Raw genomic sequence first — 17140 nt, forward strand, 5'->3', positions numbered from 1 at the left:
AAGGGTTCATCATGTTAGAAATCAATCCGGGACTGATCTTCTGGACGATTGTCACGTTTCTTGCCATGTTGTTCATTCTGAGCAAAGTGGCGTGGAAACCGCTGCTTCATGCATTGACATCGCGTGAAGAACAAATCCGCACAGCATTGCTCGAAGCAGAAGAGGCGCAGGCCGAGGCAAAGAAGCTGCTTGAGGAAAACAGGCGCCAACTTGCACAGGCTGAGGCACACGCCCAGCAGGCGATGCGTGAGGGTCGCGAGATGGGCGAGCAGTTGAAAACGGAAATCGTGGAGAAGGCGCACGCGAGCGCACGCAACATGATCGAGCAGGCGAAGGAGGAAATCCGTCGTGAGAAGGATTCTGCCCTCCAAGAGTTGCGCGGCGAAGTCGCCGATCTGGCAGTGACCGCCGCGGGCAAAATCATTGACGCCAATCTTGACGTCAACAAACATCGTCAGCTTGTGGACGGTGTCATCAAAGACATCAGGCCGAGTTAAACACCATGAAGAACACCCGTGTAGCGCGGCGATACGCCCAAGCGTTGATGATGACGGCAGACTCGCCAAAAGCGATTGATGGAATTGCGGCGGATCTTGAACGCGTCAAGGCTGCGTTCGATGGATCGCGTGAACTCCGCCTTTTCATAGATAGCCCCATCGTTTCGGCGGAAAAGAAGCTCGCCATTCTGCGCGAGCTTTTTTCCTCCCGCGTCGGCACTACGACGATGTCGTTCATGGATTTGCTGGTTGAGAAGCAGCGTGAAGGATCGTTGTTGGAGATCATCGAGCAATTCAATGTATTGCGCGACGCAAAATACGGCATTATCAATGTTGATGTTGCGTCGGCTGTCGGGATTTCCCCCCAGCAGGAAAAACATCTCTCCGAAAAACTTGAACAATACACGAAGAAGAAGGTGCGGGTTCGATTCTCCCTCGACAAAGCTTTGAGAGGCGGACTTGTTGTCAAGATTGGAGACACGGTTCTGGATTCGAGTATCAAAAGACAATTGGAGTTGATGCGGGAACAGTTTATTCACGGACATAGTTTGAATTAGAATTTCGAAGTTCACCACAGAATTGCGAAGGCATACATTATGGCAGAAGTAAGACCGGAAGAAGTCTCGGCAATACTCAGGAAGCAGCTTGCAGGCTTCGAGAAAGAAACTGATGTGTACGAAGTCGGCACCGTGCTGCAAATCGGAGACGGCGTTGCGCGTGTGTACGGACTCTCGAAGGCCGTCATGAGCGAGCTTGTCGAGTTTCCACACGGCGTGTTCGGCATGGTGCTGAATCTTGAAGAGGACAATGTTGGCTGTATTCTTTTCGGCGAAAGCAGCGAAATCAAAGAGGGTGATGTCGTAAAGCGGACCGGTCGTGTCGCTTCGATACCGGTCGGAGAGGGAATGCTTGGACGCGTTATCAACTCTCTGGGGCAGCCGATTGACGATCGGGGTCCGATCAAAACAGACAAGTTGATGCATATGGAGCGCAAGGCGCTTGGCGTCATTGACCGCGCCCCCGTGAAAGAACCGCTGCAAACCGGCGTCAAAGCGGTTGACGGCATGATTCCCATCGGGCGAGGACAGCGTGAGTTGATTATCGGCGACCGGCAAACCGGGAAAACCGCGATTGCGATCGACACCATCATAAATCAGAAGTTCACACACACCGAGCAGGCGAAGGAAATCGGCGTCAAGCCGGTGTATTGTATTTATGTGGCAGTCGGGCAGAAAAGTTCGACGGTTGCGCAGGTGGTCGACAAGCTCGAGCAGGAAGGGGCAATGACATATACGACGGTCATCGCAGCAACAGCTACCGACCCTGCGCCCATGCAGTTCATCGCTCCGTATTCCGGGGCAACGCTCGGGGAATTCTTTCGCGACAGCGGCCGTCACGCGCTTGTCGTGTATGACGATCTTTCAAAACAAGCACAGGCATACAGGCAGGTTTCGCTTCTGCTGCGCCGCCCCCCGGGGCGTGAAGCATATCCCGGTGATATCTTCTATCTTCACTCCCGTTTGCTCGAACGCGCGTCGAAGCTAAACGACTCGCTCGGCGGAGGCAGCTTAACCGCTCTTCCCGTTATCGAAACGCAGGCGGGCGACGTGTCGGCATACATTCCCACAAACGTCATCTCCATTACCGACGGCCAGATTTATCTCGAGCCGAACATGTTCAATGCGGGTATTCGTCCTGCTATTAATGTCGGTATCTCTGTGTCACGCGTCGGTGGCAATGCACAAATCAAAGCCATGAAGAAAGTCGCCGGACGGTTGCGACTTGATCTCGCCCAATATCGCGAGCTTGAAGCGTTTGCCAAGTTCGGTTCCGATCTCGACAAAGCCACTATGCAACAACTCCGTCGGGGTTCACGTCTTGTCGAACTCCTGAAACAGGGACAATACGTGCCCATGGCCGTTGAGAAACAAGTTGTCTCCATTTACGCAGGAACGAACGGCTATCTCGACGAGATTCCTCTGGAACACGTTCAGCGCTACGAGAAGGAATTGCTGGAGGTGATGGAGTTGCGTCATGCCGATCTTCTTGCAGGGATTGCCGAAAAGAAGGATCTGACCGACGACATTGTCGCAAAATTGAAGGCTGTTCTTCAGGAGTTTACAAACTCGTTCAAAGTGAGTGTGAAGGTATAATGGCAACGCTACGCGAGATACGCGGACGCATTGTCGGCGTCAAGAAAACGCAGAAGATCACCAAGGCAATGAAGATGGTCGCAGCAGCGAAATTCCGGCGCGCCCAGCGCAACGTTGTTCAGGCGCGGCCCTACGCTGCAAAAATGAAACAGTTGCTGAACCACCTTCACACAAATCCCGAGGCTTCGTCACACCCGCTCATTCAGCCCCGGAACGTTAATGCGGTGGCATTGGTCATCGTCACGTCCGATCGGGGCTTTTGCGGCGCGTTCAATTCCAATCTCGTCAAAACCGCCGAGCGGCTCATCAACGCAAACTACAAGGCGCTGCATGAGCAGGGAAAGGTCAGACTCTTCTGCATCGGAAAGAAAGGGACCGACTATTTCTCCAAACGCGGACATTCCATTGCGGGCAAATACATCGGAGTGTACAGCAATCTTGTGTTCGGCGAAGCAAAAAAAATCGCAAGAGAGGTAATCGACGGTTACACGAAGGGCGAGTTCGACCGTGTCGATATCATCTGCAACGTCTTCAAATCCGCAGCACAGCAAACAACTGTGACCGAGCAATTCCTGCCGATTCCCGCGGGCGCGTTTGATGGAGATGGTGCTGATTTCGTTGACTATATCTACGAGCCTTCGGACACCGACATTGTCAATGCGTTGATTCCGAAACATCTGAACTTCCAGTTGTGGCGTCTGTTGCTCGAAAGCAATGCTGCCGAGGAAGGTGCACGCATGACTGCGATGGAGAACGCAACAACAAACGCGAACGAACTGATCAGATATCTGCAACTCTCATACAACAAAGCACGGCAGGCTGCAATTACCAGCGAGTTGTTGGAGATTGTTGGAGGAGCGGAGGCGTTAAAGAAAGCGGGTTAACAAGCGGTACCCGCAAAAGTAAAAACAGCCCATCCACTACGGAATGGGCTGTTCTATTTTTTGACTGAAGATTTTATCGAACCGGCTAATCCATAATCCTTCTTAAGAACGCCGGTTTCTCCGGATCATTTTTATCGATCTTCTCGCGATCCTCCGTTGTCGAATCCTGAACCGGCCGGTAGGCAACTTGCAGGTCAACCCCCCGCCGGGCAAATGCCGGAGTATCGTAGTTCTTCAGTTCGGTCACACCCGTCGGAATGCGTTCAACCGTTTTGGGTGTTTTCACGGCGGGGCGAATGCCGGTTCCGACCGTCACCGAGGGGCGGCGGTTGAAACCCGTTGCAATCACCGTCACCATAATATCATCCGTCATCTTCTCATCGACCACGGCACCGAGAATAACATTCACATCCTCGCCTGCGGCTCCGTGAATGATCTCCGTTGCTTCCTCGATCTCTGACAGCGACATATCGGGCCCGCCGGTGATGTTGACCAGAACGCCTTGTGCGCCGCCGATCGTCACATCCTCAAGCAGCGGACTCGAGATTGCTTCATGGGCGGCGACGGTTGCGCGATTCTCGCCCGACGCAACACCCGTGCCCATAACTGCATCGCCCATCTCCTTCATCACTGTTCGAACATCGGCAAAGTCCACGTTAATGAGACCCGGAACGGTAATCACTTCCGAGATACCGCGGGTTGCGCCGTACAGCACATTATTGGCGACATCGAACGCAACCTGCAACGGGGTTGTTTTCTCCACAACCGACAGCAGCTTCTGGTTCGGGATGATGATGAGGGTATCGACCTGCTTTTTCAATTCCTCGATTCCCATTTCCGCCTGCGCATTGCGTCGCTTGCCCTCGCAGTTGAACGGACGGGTAACGATCCCGACCACCAACGCGCCGACACTTTTGGCAATGTTCGCAACAAGCGGGGCGCCGCCTGTTCCCGTGCCGCCACCCATTCCCGCGGTGACAAACACCATGTCGGTGCCGGCAAGCGCGCGCGCGATTTCGTCGCGATCCTCTTCCACTGCGCGGTGACCGACTGTCGGGTCGCCGCCGGCTCCAAGGCCGCGCGTGAGGTTCTTGCCGATTTGAATCTTGTTCGGCGCGGCATTCCGCTCCAACGCCTGCAAATCCGTGTTGATCGCAAAAAAGTCCACGCCATGCAGACCCTTCGCAATCATGCTGTTGATTGCGTTGCCCCCGCCGCCGCCGACACCGACGACGCGAATCTTGGCACCGCGCTCGAAGAAATCATCGAGTTCGATCACAGGATATTCTCCTTATTGAATGATTGATAATGTGTAGAATTCGTTCTGTTCATCTTCTTTTCGTACCTCACTCCGGGGAGTTGTATTACAATTCATCAAACCACGACTTCATCTTCTCAAGAATATTCGTTTTGCCGATGAGAGGCATTTTCAATTTGCTCGCAGACTTCTCGCCCGCGTTGGATGGCGTAGCCGATTCCCTTTCTTGATATTTGAGTCCGTGATACACAAGGCCGACGGCCGTTGCGTACACGGGGTTTTCAATTTCTCGAATCAGTCCGCCTGCAAAGCCGGTCGGAATTCCGATCTTGACGGGCATACCGAGAACTTCCCGCGCCAATTCCGCCGTACCCTTGATGAGCGCGCCGCCGCCTGTCAACACAACTCCCGCCGAGAGATGCTTCGAATAGCCGGATCGCTTGATTTCCAGCGCGGCAATCTCGAAAATCTCTTCCATACGCGGTTGGATGATTGTCGCCAGAAGTCGCTTGTCGATCTCAATCGGTTGCCTGCCGCCGACACCCGGAAGAATGATCGGGTCGTTGTCCAGAACAGCGGGTACGTACGCGAAGCCGTGGTCTTTTTTCAGCTTCTCCGCCTGGTCGCCCAGAATGCCAAGGCCCTTGCGAATGTCATCCGTCACTTTTCTTCCGGCGATTCCGATCACGGCGGTATGCCGGATGGTTCGCTCTTCGAACACGGCAAGGTCTGTCGTTCCGCCTCCGACATCGAGCAGTGCAATGCCGACCTCCTTCTCTTCGTCATCGAGCACGGCATAACTGGACGCAAGGGGCTCAAGCACCATGTCTTCGACTTTCAGGCCTGCCCGCTCCACACACTTGAAGATGTTCTGCGCTGCGCTCACCAGACCGGTAATGATGTGAACATTGGCTTCCATGCGAACACCGGACATGCCAAGCGGGTCGTACACGCCATCCTGCCCGTCGATGATGAATTCCTGCGGGATGACATGAATGATTTTTCTATCGGATGGCAAAGCCACTCGTTTGGTATCTTCAATCAGTCGGTCGATGTCCGATTGTGTCACTTCATGCTCAGGGCCGCTGATGCCGATGACTCCGCGGCTCTGGAAGCTCTGAATATGATCGCCCGCGATACCGACAATTACCGACTTGATGTCGACGCCCGATTGCGAACGTGCTTCATCAACGGCTGTGCTGATGGAGCGGATGGTCTTGTCGATGTGCGTCACAACTCCCCGCACAATACCGTCCGATTGGGCACGCCCGACGCCGAGAATGTTGATGCGCCCGTGTTCGTCCATACCCGCGACAACGGCACACACTTTCGTGGTTCCGATATCAAGTCCGACAATAATGTTACCCATAGATGTTCCTTTGTTAAGAGTGAGCGTCTCCGTTGTCATGGTTCCATCGAACCACGACCTGATCTTCAAATCGCAAGTCTATGTACAGTAACTCGTGCGCCCCTTGCGACGCTACGACGGATTTCCAGAAGCCGTCGAATTTCACCAGCCTCGTTCCCACCTGGGTCCGTCCGAGAACGACCGGTATCCCGAATTCCGACGTGTACAAGACAAAATCACCATTGTTCTTTGCGTTGATCTCTGAAATATTCAGATACAATTCCTCGTCAACTTGCCGCGCAACGGAAAGAACATGCAAGGCATCGAGAATACTCTTATTGGTTGACTTTTTGCCCGTGACGATAACGCCTTCGCCTAACGAGCCCGACAATACAGGAAGATCAAAGATATGCTCTGATCGAATCTGCGGAAGAACGTGGCCCTCTTCATCCAGATAATAGAGCCTGTCAGCCACCAGTGCGGCAACAGGCGCCCGTTCTTCGATGGTGATGCGGACACGATTGGGGATGTCGCGTAGCACGGCCACCGATTTCACATACGCATGTTTCTTGACGCGCTGTTCAATCGCGTACAGGTCCAACTCGAACAGCCTTGCATTTTCGGGCACTTTTGCCAGGGCAAGGATATCCTGTTTCGGTACATTGCGATTGCCCTCAACGATAACATTATCAACCAAGCGGTCTTCTTTCCAGAGGTTCGCCTGAATTGCGACAGCAGACACCATGATCACCAGAAAGGCCATGAAGAGAAAGCTCCTCTTACCGCTTTTTCCTGGGTGTTGTCCTGATATGTTGTCCTGTTCCGTCATGCGTTATGCTACTCGGGCAAGAGTATCACTCTCGAAGCCGACAAACTGCATATCCATCTCCTGTCGAACACCGCATTGTTCTTCAATAATCCGGCACGCGTGCACTGCAAGGGCGCGAATATCGGCGGCGGTTGCGTTACCTGTATTTGCGACACTGTTTCCGACTATCTCGGCGCCGCCGAGCATCACGCCGTTCAATCCTGCCATGTCGATCAGCGCTTCGGCCGCGCCCGACTCGTTGCTCTTGAAGATGCGAACGGTACGTTTCATGGCTTGCGCGTCATCCGGCTTATCGACCAGGATCACTGCACCGCGAAATCCTCTGTCCGACACGATTGTGCCTGCCAACAGGACAATGTGAGGGAACGCGTTCTTCGTGAAAAACTTCTGTAACGCATCAACTTCGTCGGCGGATGTTGCATGCAACACGTAGTCGGCGGGGCCGCCGACGCGCAACGGACAGTAGCGCGCTACCGGCTCGCTGAACGAAATCGTGCCATTATAGAATTGCTGTATGTCGGTCAGCGAGAGCATCTTCTTCTACGCCTTCTCCCCCTTTAGTTTTTTGATGAATTCCTCCCCGTACTTCCAGATGTCGCCCGCACCCATTGTGATGATAATGTCGCCGCTTCGTTTCATCTTCATCAGGAAATCGGAAACGTGCTTTTTGTCCGGAACATAGTGGACGTTCTTGTGGCCGAATTCCTTCGCTGTATTCGCAATAAGCTCGCCGGTAATTCCCTGTATCGGTTCTTCCCGCGCGGGATAAATATCCGTCAGCACGAGAATATCGGCGTTGAAAAACGCCCGGCCAAAGTCTTCGTAGAAATCTCTTGTTCGGGAATACAGATGCGGTTGAAACACACAAACGACTCTGCGTCTCCATCCCGATTTCACCCCGGCAAGTGTTACGGCAATTTCCGTCGGGTGGTGGGCGTAGTCATCAACCACCATGATTCCGTTGATTTCGGCCTTCACTTCCCATCGACGGAAAACGCCAGTAAATTTTTCGATGCCGGCTTTGACTTGCGCAAAAGGAATCTGCAATTCAAGTCCGACAGCAATGGCTGCAAGCGCGTTCTGTACGTTGTGCTTGCCGGGGATTTGCAGCGTGATTTCGCCAAGTTCCTTTCCCTCACGAATAACAATGAACGTGGTTGCATTCTCCTTGTGCCGGACATCTACCGCCTGAAGGTCGGCCTGACCGTTCAAACCGTAGGTGATGATTTTCTTCTTGATCTTCGGCATGATCTCCTGCAATGCAGGCTCATCAAGACAGAGAACCACGAATCCATAGAACGGAACTTTCGACGCGAATTGTATGAATGCCGATTTGATATCCTCAAGATCACGGTAGCAATCAAGATGATCGGTTTCCAGCGTCGTCAGCACGGCAATGGTCGGCGTGATCGACAGAAACGATCTGTCGAACTCATCCGCCTCGACAACGATGAACTCGCCTTTGCCGAGCCGTGCGTTAGAGCCGGCAAGTCCGTGCAACCGCCCTCCGACAATCACCGTCGGGTCGATGCCGCCCTCCATTAATACAAGGCTTACCATCGAGGTTGTCGTCGTCTTGCCGTGTGTTCCGGCAATGCCGATGCCGTATTTTAAGCGCATGACTTCGGCAAGCATTTCGGCCCGACGAATAACCGGGAGTTTGCGCCGCTGCGCCTCGATAATCTCCGGATTGTCCGGAGTGAGTGCGGAAGAATAGACAAGCGCATCTACATCCGCCTCAAGATGTTTTGCATCGTGGCCGATGTATACCTTCGCGCCCAGCGAAACAATACGCTCGGTGTTGTCGCTTTCAGCTTTATCCGAGCCGGTAATCGCGAACCCTTGGTCGATGAGGATTTCCGCTATACCGCTCATGCCGATGCCGCCGATGCCGACAAAGTGAAGTTTTCTTATTGATCGAAACACAGTTTCTGTTACCTGTCAGTAAATCGTGGTTTGCTCCAGCGCGGGCGTTTGCGCTTCGGAACGTGTTGCGCGATTCTGTCCATTTCGTGAATCAGTTCTTTTTCCTTCTCATACCTGCCGATTCGGATTCGGATTGCCCTGCGCCTTCCCTTCAGTTTGATGAGAACGACTTGAAATCTGCCGCTGGTCTGCACGAATCGCTCACGGCCGATGTGCATCCATTCAATCTCCTTTATGTGAAGAGCACGCTCATGAAAACGGTTCTTGAACGTAATGGTGTCCTCGGCAATAATCAGACGCCGATTACGAATGTAATTCAGTATGAGCGACCCGAACGACATCAGCACGAAAAAGATGATGATGTAGAGAATCGGATCGTTCATCACATACCGGAACTCCTTCTCGACAAACGAACCGCGTATGCCGCCGTATGCTACAAGTGTCAGAAGATAGATCAGCGCCGACACATAGTAGAAATCGAGTTTGTATCTGAACACCTTATCGTGGTGTGCTTCCATGCTGCGCCTTTGCTAATCTCATCACGGCATCGGCAAGCGTTGATGCTGCCTCCTTCTTTCCGAGTGCTTTTGCTTTTTCCGACACTATTTTCCGTTTCGCCGTATCAGTGACCATACCCGCCACAGTCGTGAGAAAATGATCTTTCAACTCCTTGTCCCGAATCATCACCGCCGCCCCCGCGTCAACCATTGCGCGGGCATTCTCCTCCTGATGGTTCGCCGCCGCAAACGGGTAGGGCACAAGTACCGATGCCAGCCCGACAACCGTCAGTTCCGCCAGCGTGCTGGCTCCTGCTCTGCACGCCGCAACATCCGCAGCAGCGTAGGCATACTCCATGTTCTCAATGAACTTCAGCACCCTAACCCGCTTCTTTGCATCCTGGGTCAGTGATTCCGCAACGGGGGCAATACGCTCGAAGTCCCCTTCTCCTGTTTGCCAGATCAACTGGATCCCGAGCCGCAACAACTCAGGAAGGACACGCGCCACCTCGTTGTTGAGTGATGTTGCGCCGAGACTTCCACCGAATACCAGCAAGGTTGTCACCGCCGGATCGATGCCGAACTTCTCTGCTCCGGCTTTGCGCGAGATCGTTCCGAGCGCTGCCCGTGTCGGGTTGCCGCTAATCTTCACATTATCCTGGCGGCGGAGATACCGCTTCGAACTCTCGAAACTGAGATGAACCTCGTCCACGCGATGCGCGAGCCGTCGCGTCGTAACGCCGGGATAGCTGTTTTGTTCCTGTATCAGCGTCGGAATTCCGAGCAGTGTTGCCACGTACACAGGCGGCCCGCACACATAGCCGCCGGTTCCGACAACGATATCGGGTTTCATCTTTTTCATGAGAAAGAACGACTGCATTACACTCACCGCTACTTTTGCGGGAAAAAGAAGATTCCCCGGTTTCAGGCTTCTTCTGAACCCGCTAATCCAGATCGGCACGAAGTTGTATCCCCTTTGCGGTACAACCCGCGCTTCAATTTTCCGCCTCGTACCGACGAACGTAATCTCTGCATCCGGCACGCGACGCCTGATTTCATCCGCAATGGCAATGGCCGGAAACAAATGCCCACCCGTGCCCCCTCCCGCAAAACAAACTCTCACCCCTTTTTTCTTTCCTGAAGAATCTTCTTCTGTTCGGGATTCCATGTGAGATTCTTCATCTTGATCGGAATGTCATGTCAATACACCCGTCCGACCGCCGGCTCGGGCGGCGGGGGCTCCTTCTTCCCGAATCCCGGAAGCACAAACCGCGGATGCAAATCGGTTTGTGACGAGATGTTGAGCAACACGCCGACAGCGATCGACGAGAACAAAATTGACGATCCGCCGTAGCTGACGAACGGCATCGGCAACCCGGTTGTCGGAAAAATGCCCACCGTTACTCCCGCATTAATGAGTGCGTACAGGGTGATTGATGCCGTAATACCGACAGCAAGGTAGCGACCGAACTCATCCGGCGCGTGCCTTGCAATTTTCATTCCGCGCAACATGATTGTCAGAAAGAGAATGAGAATGAGAAGCGTACCGATGAGGCCGTACTCCTCTCCGACAATCGAGAACACAAAATCGCCGTACGATTCCGGAAGAAAGAAATCGCGTTGCTTGCTTTCACCGGGGCCAACGCCGAAGATGCCTCCGTTCCCGAACCCGATGATGCCTTGCCAAAGCTGGTAGTTGACTTTGCTTCCCGTTTCTTCGCCAAAGCCGGTGTAGGCCATGATTCGTCTCATCCGGTACGGTGCACTGAGCATATAGCCAATCAGGGCCGGGAGAAGCGCAACAACCGTCAGTGCTATGTGTAAGATCTTAACCCTTCCGACGAACAGCATGATGAAGCTGAGCGCCATAATCATCGACCCGTTGCTGAAATTAGGTTGCGCCAGAACAAGAACTGTAACAATGCCAATCCAGATGATCACCGGCAGAAAGCCCGTCTTGAAATCCCTGATGCGTTCCTTCTTTATTGAGAGAAGGGCGCAGATGTGGAAGATGAGCGCGTACTTCGCGAAATCCGACGGTTGGAAGCTGAATCCGCCAATCCGCAGAAATCGTGTGGCTCCCTTCAATTCGCCACCCAATGCAAGTGTCACACCCAGCAGCACCACTGCTACAATAAGTGCGGGCTTTGTCAGCTTCTTATACTTCCTGTAATCGATATTCATGAAAATGATAATCGCCCCGAAGCCGATGACGACTTTCACAAGATGCAGCATCATCAGCTTCGAGCTTGACCCCCATTTCTCGAATGCCATTGTTGAGCTGGCGCTGTACACGACGCCGAGACTCAGCACCATCAGCATCAGCACCGATGTCAGCGTGGCAAGGTCGATATGGTTGCGTTTCGATTTCATTGTCACAGTTTCATCACAATGTCCTTGAACACCCGGCCGCGATGCTCGTAGTTCTCAAACCAATCAAACGACGCACAGGCCGGCGAAAGAAGAACGACATCTCCACGAACCGCAGCATGGCGTGCCAGCGACACGGCTTCTTCCATACTCATTGCCTTGCCTGCCGGCTTCACGTCTGCGAACGCGGCAAGTACCTTGTCAGCGGATTCGCCGACCGCGACAATGGATCTGACATGCTTGTTGACAAGAGGAACGAGCGACGAGTAGTCGTTCCCCTTGTCGCGTCCTCCAAGCAACAGAACGATCGGACGTTCAAAACTCTGCAGGGCATACCAAACAGAATCGACGTTGGTCGCTTTCGAGTCGTTCACATACGTGATGCCGTCGAGTTCCCGTACAAATTCCAGACGGTGCTCCACACCCTTGAAGTTTTTCAGCGTTGCCCGAAGCGATGCCGTCGGAATGTTCATCGCTTGTGCAACCAGTGTCGAGGCCATTGCGTTCATCAAATTATGCGCGCCTTTGATGCTGATGTCTGCGGTTTTGATGATGTGGGTGGTGTTGCCGCCGATTCGTGTTACGACGCTGTCGCCCGAGAGGAAGGCCCCCTCGTCGGGCTGTTTCCTTGTACTGAAGGGAAGACGTTTCACTTCGGGGTGAATTCTTGCCTCAACATGTGTCCTGACGATATCGTCGTCATAGTTGTACACGATGGTGTCACCGCTGCGTTGGTTCTCAAATACCCGGCACTTGGACGCCACATACTTATCCATTGAGTGTTCATAGCGGTCAAGATGATCGGGGGTAATATTCAGCAATGCCGAAACCCTCGGTCTGAACGTCTTGATCGTATCGAGTTGAAAGCTGCTCACTTCAAGTATCGCCGTATGCTGTTCCGTGATCTGTTCAACCAACTGCGAGAACGCGAGCCCGATGTTGCCCGCCACTACCGACGGGCGTTTCGCATCTTCAAAAATTCTACCGACAAGGGCAGTTGTGGTGGTTTTGCCGTTTGTGCCCGTGATTGCAACTATCGGGCCTTTACACACCAGGCTCGCAACTTCTATTTCGCCGACAACGGCCTTGCCTTTTGCCCGTGCTGCCTTCACAATGGGGGCATCCTCCGGCACACCCGGGCTTACCACCAGAACATCCGCCCGCAACACTTCCTCCGAATTCCCGCCAAACTCGTACGGAATATTCAACCTGTCAAGTTCAGCGGCCGCTTGCTGCATTGTTTCCAAAGGCACCTTGTCGCTGAGAAGAACCGCGGCGCCGTGTGCTTTCAATAACTTCGCGACTGCTATTCCGCTGCGAGCGCCTCCGATGACGCTGAATGTTGTTCCGCGAAATTCCACCTTCTCATCGTACCTTGAACGTTGCGAGACTGAGAATCATCAACAGTATCGCAACGATATAGAATCGTGTTACAATTTTCGGTTCCGGCCACCCGAGCATTTCAAAATGGTGATGCAGCGGGGCCATTTTGAAGACGCGACGGCCTTCCCCGTATTTCTTTTTTGTGTATTTGAAATACACCCGCTGGATGATAACCGAAAGTGTCTCCACAAAGAACACGCCGCCGAGCGTCGGCAGCAGAAGCTCTTTCTTGATCAAAACACACATTGCCCCGATGGCACCGCCGAGCGCCAGCGAGCCGGTATCACCCATAAATACTTGCGCGGGATAGGCATTAAACCAGAGAAAGCCCAGGGCCGCTCCCGCCATTGCCGCGCAGAACACTGCCAGCTCGCCGTTGCCGCGCAGAAATGGGATTGTCAGATAGTTGCTTAATACCGCGTTGCCCGAGATATAACTTATGACGGCAAGCGTGAGAGCAACGATTGCCGTTGTTCCGATCGCAAGCCCGTCGAGCCCGTCCGTCAGGTTCACGGCATTCGATGTCGCAACAATCACGAAGATCACCATCGGAACGTACAGCAGCCCGAAATCGAACTCCATATTCTTGAAGAACGGAACGGTTGACGACGAATTGATCTTCCACAACTCCGGGTCGATCCAGTGGGGATAGAAATAGATCACCCCCCCGACAACCAATCCGACGAACACCTGACCGACAATCTTGTATCTGCCGATCAGTCCCTTCGGTTTCTTCTTGACAACCTTCATGTAGTCATCCAGAAACCCGACCACGCCGAGCGTTACAGTCACAAAAATGATGAGCTGGATATAGACATTTGTCAGCGTGCCCCACAACAGAGTCGGAATAATGATGGCAGAAAGAACGATCAGGCCGCCCATTGTCGGCGTTCCCGCTTTTGTCAAATGGGTTTTCGGTGCTTCAAGCTTCGCCGATTCGCCGATTTGTCGCCGCTTCAGCGCGGCGATGATCTTCGGGCCAAGCCAGAAGGCGATAAGCAACGCGGTGATTGCCGCTGCCGCTGCGCGAAATGTGATAAAGCGAACCACTCCAAAGCCGGGCGGATGGTACACTTTGTCGATTATGTCGAACAGATACGTCAGCATTATGCTCTGCTCTTCAACCGTTCTTGAAGAAATGTGACGATGTCCTCCATCTTCATGCTGCGCGAGCCCTTCACCAGAACCGCATCGCCCGGGCTTACAAGCTCGGCAAGGTATTCCGCGAGCATGTTCTTCTGTTCATAATGGAATTTGAATGTTACCGTTGCCGCATCATGAATATGCCGGGCCTGCTCGCCGAATGTAAGAAGGTATTCAACGGGTATTGACGACAGTGATTTTCCGACGCGGGTGTGTTCGTGAAATGCACGTTCACCCAGTTCTTTCATATCTGCAAGGACGGCGATTCTCTTGCCTGCAACCCGGGCGGCGCCGAGAACACGTAGCGCCTCGAGTGTCGAATCGGAATTTGCGTTATACGTATCGTTGTACACGTTTACGCCACCGAACTCGTGAACTTCCATTCGCTTTCCCACGGGCCTGAATGATTCCAAGGCTGACTTTATTTTCCCGGCCGGTACTTTGAACGTGAGCCCTACCGCTGCAGCCGAGAGGGCATTCAGGGCATTGTGTTTTCCCGGGATGGGCAAACGGGTTTTCGTTTCTGTTTTCGCGCTTCGTGCTCCAAAGCTGAAATGCACGCAACCCTTTTCATCAGTATTCAGAATGCTACCGCGAACAGAAGCCGCCCGCGTGCTGAAGCCGTATGTGACTTTCGTTTTCAACGATTTCGCCTTTGCAACAACATGCTTGTCGTCCAGATTGACAAATGCAACAGAGCCTTTCCGTGAGGTCAGGTTCTTGAACAGGAACGTCTCCTCCTTTGCCACGCCCGCCAGAGTCTTGAAGAACTCCAGGTGTTCGTGACCGACATTCGTCACGAGTCCGTGTGTCGGCTCAAGAATGTTGCACAGGTATGCGATCTCGCCCGGATGATTCGTTCCGATTTCAATCACAGCAATCTGGTGTTTGTTTCCCAGCCTGAACAGCGTTTGCGGAACGCCGATATGATTGTTGAGATTGCCGTCCGTGCTCAGCACGGTGTATTTTGTGCCGAGAACGCTTGTCACCATTTCCTTTGTTGTGGTCTTTCCGTTGCTGCCGGCGATCGCAAGCACCGGAATCCCGAATTTCATCCGGTAGAGCCGGGCTAACTCGCCGAGCGCATGAACGGTGTTGTGAACCACCAACAGCGGCATCGTCTTCACCGGGTCAATGTTGGCCGACGACTCGACGACAGCAACTTCGCAACCACGTTCGAAGGCCCCGGCCAGGAACTTGTGTCCGTCAAAATTCTCCCCCTTAATGGCAAAGAAGACCTCTCCTTCCCGAACGGATCTCGAATCGGTGGAGACGCCCGTGATTTTTCCTCCCTTCAACTTCTCCGCGTTGCGAAATTCAATGTGCGAAATGTGGCGGAGTTCACCGGGAGAGAGTTTCACCTGTTCTCCCCGATAAATGATTTCACTTCTTCCCGATCATCAAAATGGGATTTCGTATCGCCGACAATCTGATAATCTTCGTGTCCTTTTCCCGCTATCAGCACAATGTCGTTCTTTTGTGCCATCATCAGGGCTGACGAGATTGCCTTGCGCCGATCGGGTTCAATGGCAATCTGTTTTCCCGCGACGCATCCGGCCTTGATTTCCGCGATGATATCCTCCGGATTCTCCCGACGCGGATTATCCGACGTAATCACCGTTACGTCGCTCAATTCCGTGGCAATGCGTCCCATGTGGGGGCGTTTGCTTCTGTCCCGATTTCCGCCGCAGCCGAAGACGGTGATGATTCTGCCTGAATTCGACGAGCCGATCTCTCGAATGGTTCGAAGGCATTTCTCCAATGCATCCGGTGTATGGGCGTAGTCAACGATGGCGATCCATCCTTTCGGAGAGGCAAACTGCTGAAAGCGCCCGGGTACGGCTTTCAGACCGGCAACGCCTTGTCGAATCAAGTCATGGTCAATCGATAATGCGACGCCTGTGGTGTACGCCGCAAGAATGTTCTGCACGTTGAAACTTCCGATGAGTGTCGATTCGACATTGTATGCTGTATTCCGATAGTTCACCGTACACGATGTTCCGCTCAAGCTCATAGTCAGTCGACTCGCCGTAACATCCGCACGTGTTCGAATGCCGTATTTCAGCGGTCGCGCCTTTGTATCGGCAATGATCCTCTCCCCGTCGCTGCTGTCAGCATTGGCGATTGCGGTCGCTTCAGCATCCAATTGATCGAACAGAATCTTCTTCGCCTTGAAATACTCATCTATTGTTTGATGGAAGTCGAGATGATCCTGTGTCAGGTTTGTGAAGACGGCGGCTGTGAATGTCAATCCGAATACGCGACGCAATGCCAGTGCGTGTGACGAAACTTCCATTACCGCCGCAGTACAGCCCTTCTGCACCATCGTTGCGAGCAGCCTGTTCAGATCGGGTGATTCGGGCGTTGTATGTATCGCGGGAAACACTTCGTTGCCAATTCTGTATTCGATTGTTCCTATCAATCCGGTTTTCTCTCCGTTCGCTTCAAGAATCGAGCGGATCAAGTACGCTGTTGAGGTTTTTCCGTTCGTCCCCGTAACACCGACAAGCCTGAGCTTACGTGACGGGTGTTCATAATAGTTTCCGGCTATCAACGCCAGCGACTTGCGTGCATCACTGACAACCACCTTGATCACACCCGCATGCATGAAGAATGCATCAGGCAGAGCTGCATCGTTTTCCATCACAACAACTTTGGCACCCGCCGAAACCGCGTTGCCGATAAATGCATGGCCGTCAACGCTGCCGCCTCTGATTGCCACGAACAGATCGCCCGGCCCGACTGCCCGTGAATCATACTGGATGTTCCGCACCTCAACATCGTGTGTAACAACCATTTTCCCGTACATTGTCTGGAACATTTTCTGTACGGAAACGCCGTCAAGAAGGCGG

General features: G+C 53.2%; 16 protein-coding genes. 4 read left to right on the forward strand and 12 right to left on the reverse strand.

Annotated elements, in window-relative coordinates; all coding sequences use genetic code 11:
• The first annotated feature begins 11 nt into the window (after window positions 1–11).
• The 4 genes from atpF to atpG are packed head-to-tail and all read left to right on the forward strand — an operon-like array spanning window position 12 to window position 3534.
• Entirely contained in the window at window positions 12–497 is a 486-nt protein-coding gene (gene atpF / locus KF749_06185; GenBank protein MBX2990743.1) for a F0F1 ATP synthase subunit B, read from the forward strand.
• Between the two features lie 5 nt (window positions 498–502).
• Window positions 503–1054: a F0F1 ATP synthase subunit delta gene (locus tag KF749_06190; GenBank protein MBX2990744.1), complete on the forward strand. Its 552-nt coding sequence runs from the start codon at window positions 503–505 to the stop codon at window positions 1052–1054.
• Between the two features lie 36 nt (window positions 1055–1090).
• Window positions 1091–2650, forward strand: coding sequence for a F0F1 ATP synthase subunit alpha (gene atpA, locus KF749_06195; protein MBX2990745.1), 1560 nt, complete (start codon window positions 1091–1093; stop codon window positions 2648–2650).
• Entirely contained in the window at window positions 2650–3534 is an 885-nt protein-coding gene (atpG, locus tag KF749_06200; GenBank protein MBX2990746.1) for an ATP synthase F1 subunit gamma, read from the forward strand. Before atpA ends, atpG begins: the two co-directional genes overlap by 1 nt.
• An 85-nt stretch (window positions 3535–3619) precedes the next feature.
• On the opposite strand, the gene ftsZ is transcribed toward atpG, so the two are convergent.
• The 12 genes from ftsZ to KF749_06260 form a co-directional block, all read right to left on the reverse strand.
• Complete coding sequence (gene ftsZ / locus KF749_06205) at window positions 3620–4813, reverse strand: cell division protein FtsZ (protein MBX2990747.1); 1194 nt, start codon at window positions 4811–4813, stop codon at window positions 3620–3622.
• Between the two features lie 85 nt (window positions 4814–4898).
• The gene (ftsA, locus tag KF749_06210; protein ID MBX2990748.1) at window positions 4899–6161 is read right to left on the reverse strand and encodes a cell division protein FtsA; all 1263 of its coding nucleotides are present in this window, start codon (window positions 6159–6161) and stop codon (window positions 4899–4901) included.
• 13 nt (window positions 6162–6174) lie between these two features.
• Window positions 6175–6903, reverse strand: coding sequence for an FtsQ-type POTRA domain-containing protein (locus KF749_06215; GenBank protein MBX2990749.1), 729 nt, complete (start codon window positions 6901–6903; stop codon window positions 6175–6177).
• Between the two features lie 69 nt (window positions 6904–6972).
• Window positions 6973–7503, reverse strand: coding sequence for a hypothetical protein (locus KF749_06220; protein ID MBX2990750.1), 531 nt, complete (start codon window positions 7501–7503; stop codon window positions 6973–6975).
• Between the two features lie 6 nt (window positions 7504–7509).
• Window positions 7510–8895 carry a UDP-N-acetylmuramate--L-alanine ligase gene (locus KF749_06225; GenBank protein MBX2990751.1) on the reverse strand — a complete coding sequence of 462 codons (1386 nt, stop codon included), beginning with the start codon at window positions 8893–8895 and terminating at the stop codon, window positions 7510–7512.
• Between the two features lie 8 nt (window positions 8896–8903).
• Window positions 8904–9413: a hypothetical protein gene (locus KF749_06230; GenBank protein MBX2990752.1), complete on the reverse strand. Its 510-nt coding sequence runs from the start codon at window positions 9411–9413 to the stop codon at window positions 8904–8906.
• A complete protein-coding gene (murG, locus tag KF749_06235; GenBank protein MBX2990753.1) occupies window positions 9394–10560 on the reverse strand; it encodes an undecaprenyldiphospho-muramoylpentapeptide beta-N-acetylglucosaminyltransferase in 1167 nt (388 codons plus the stop codon). Before murG ends, KF749_06230 begins: the two co-directional genes overlap by 20 nt.
• 32 nt (window positions 10561–10592) lie before the next feature.
• Complete coding sequence (locus KF749_06240) at window positions 10593–11765, reverse strand: FtsW/RodA/SpoVE family cell cycle protein (GenBank protein MBX2990754.1); 1173 nt, start codon at window positions 11763–11765, stop codon at window positions 10593–10595.
• Between the two features lie 2 nt (window positions 11766–11767).
• Entirely contained in the window at window positions 11768–13123 is a 1356-nt protein-coding gene (locus KF749_06245; GenBank protein MBX2990755.1) for a UDP-N-acetylmuramoyl-L-alanine--D-glutamate ligase, read from the reverse strand.
• A gap of 4 nt (window positions 13124–13127) precedes the next feature.
• Complete coding sequence (gene mraY, locus KF749_06250) at window positions 13128–14252, reverse strand: phospho-N-acetylmuramoyl-pentapeptide-transferase (protein ID MBX2990756.1); 1125 nt, start codon at window positions 14250–14252, stop codon at window positions 13128–13130.
• Window positions 14252–15649 (reverse strand): UDP-N-acetylmuramoyl-tripeptide--D-alanyl-D-alanine ligase, encoded by a 1398-nt coding sequence (murF, locus tag KF749_06255; GenBank protein ID MBX2990757.1) that lies wholly within the window; start codon window positions 15647–15649, stop codon window positions 14252–14254. Before murF ends, mraY begins: the two co-directional genes overlap by 1 nt.
• A complete protein-coding gene (locus tag KF749_06260; protein MBX2990758.1) occupies window positions 15646–17109 on the reverse strand; it encodes a UDP-N-acetylmuramoyl-L-alanyl-D-glutamate--2,6-diaminopimelate ligase in 1464 nt (487 codons plus the stop codon). The genes murF and KF749_06260 overlap by 4 nt, the downstream gene beginning before the upstream one ends.
• Between the last annotated feature and the right edge of the window lie 31 nt (window positions 17110–17140).

It is taken from the genome of Bacteroidota bacterium, assembly GCA_019637975.1.
Lineage (GTDB): Bacteria > Bacteroidota > Ignavibacteria > UBA10030 > UBA6906 > CAADGV01.

Excerpts from the sequence above, each read along its gene's own strand:
- atpF (MBX2990743.1), top strand. The coding sequence starts at position 12 with ATGTTAGAAATCAATCCGGGACTGATCTTCTGGACGATTGTCACGTTT.
- KF749_06190 (MBX2990744.1), top strand. The coding sequence starts at position 503 with ATGAAGAACACCCGTGTAGCGCGGCGATACGCCCAAGCGTTGATGATG.
- atpG (MBX2990746.1), top strand. The coding sequence starts at position 2,650 with ATGGCAACGCTACGCGAGATACGCGGACGCATTGTCGGCGTCAAGAAA.
- ftsA (MBX2990748.1), bottom strand. The coding sequence starts at position 6,161 with ATGGGTAACATTATTGTCGGACTTGATATCGGAACCACGAAAGTGTGT.
- KF749_06215 (MBX2990749.1), bottom strand. The coding sequence starts at position 6,903 with ATGGCCTTTCTGGTGATCATGGTGTCTGCTGTCGCAATTCAGGCGAAC.
- KF749_06220 (MBX2990750.1), bottom strand. The coding sequence starts at position 7,503 with ATGCTCTCGCTGACCGACATACAGCAATTCTATAATGGCACGATTTCG.
- KF749_06230 (MBX2990752.1), bottom strand. The coding sequence starts at position 9,413 with ATGGAAGCACACCACGATAAGGTGTTCAGATACAAACTCGATTTCTAC.
- murG (MBX2990753.1), bottom strand. The coding sequence starts at position 10,560 with ATGGAATCCCGAACAGAAGAAGATTCTTCAGGAAAGAAAAAAGGGGTG.
- KF749_06240 (MBX2990754.1), bottom strand. The coding sequence starts at position 11,765 with ATGAAATCGAAACGCAACCATATCGACCTTGCCACGCTGACATCGGTG.
- mraY (MBX2990756.1), bottom strand. The coding sequence starts at position 14,252 with ATGCTGACGTATCTGTTCGACATAATCGACAAAGTGTACCATCCGCCC.
- KF749_06260 (MBX2990758.1), bottom strand. The coding sequence starts at position 17,109 with ATGTTCCAGACAATGTACGGGAAAATGGTTGTTACACACGATGTTGAG.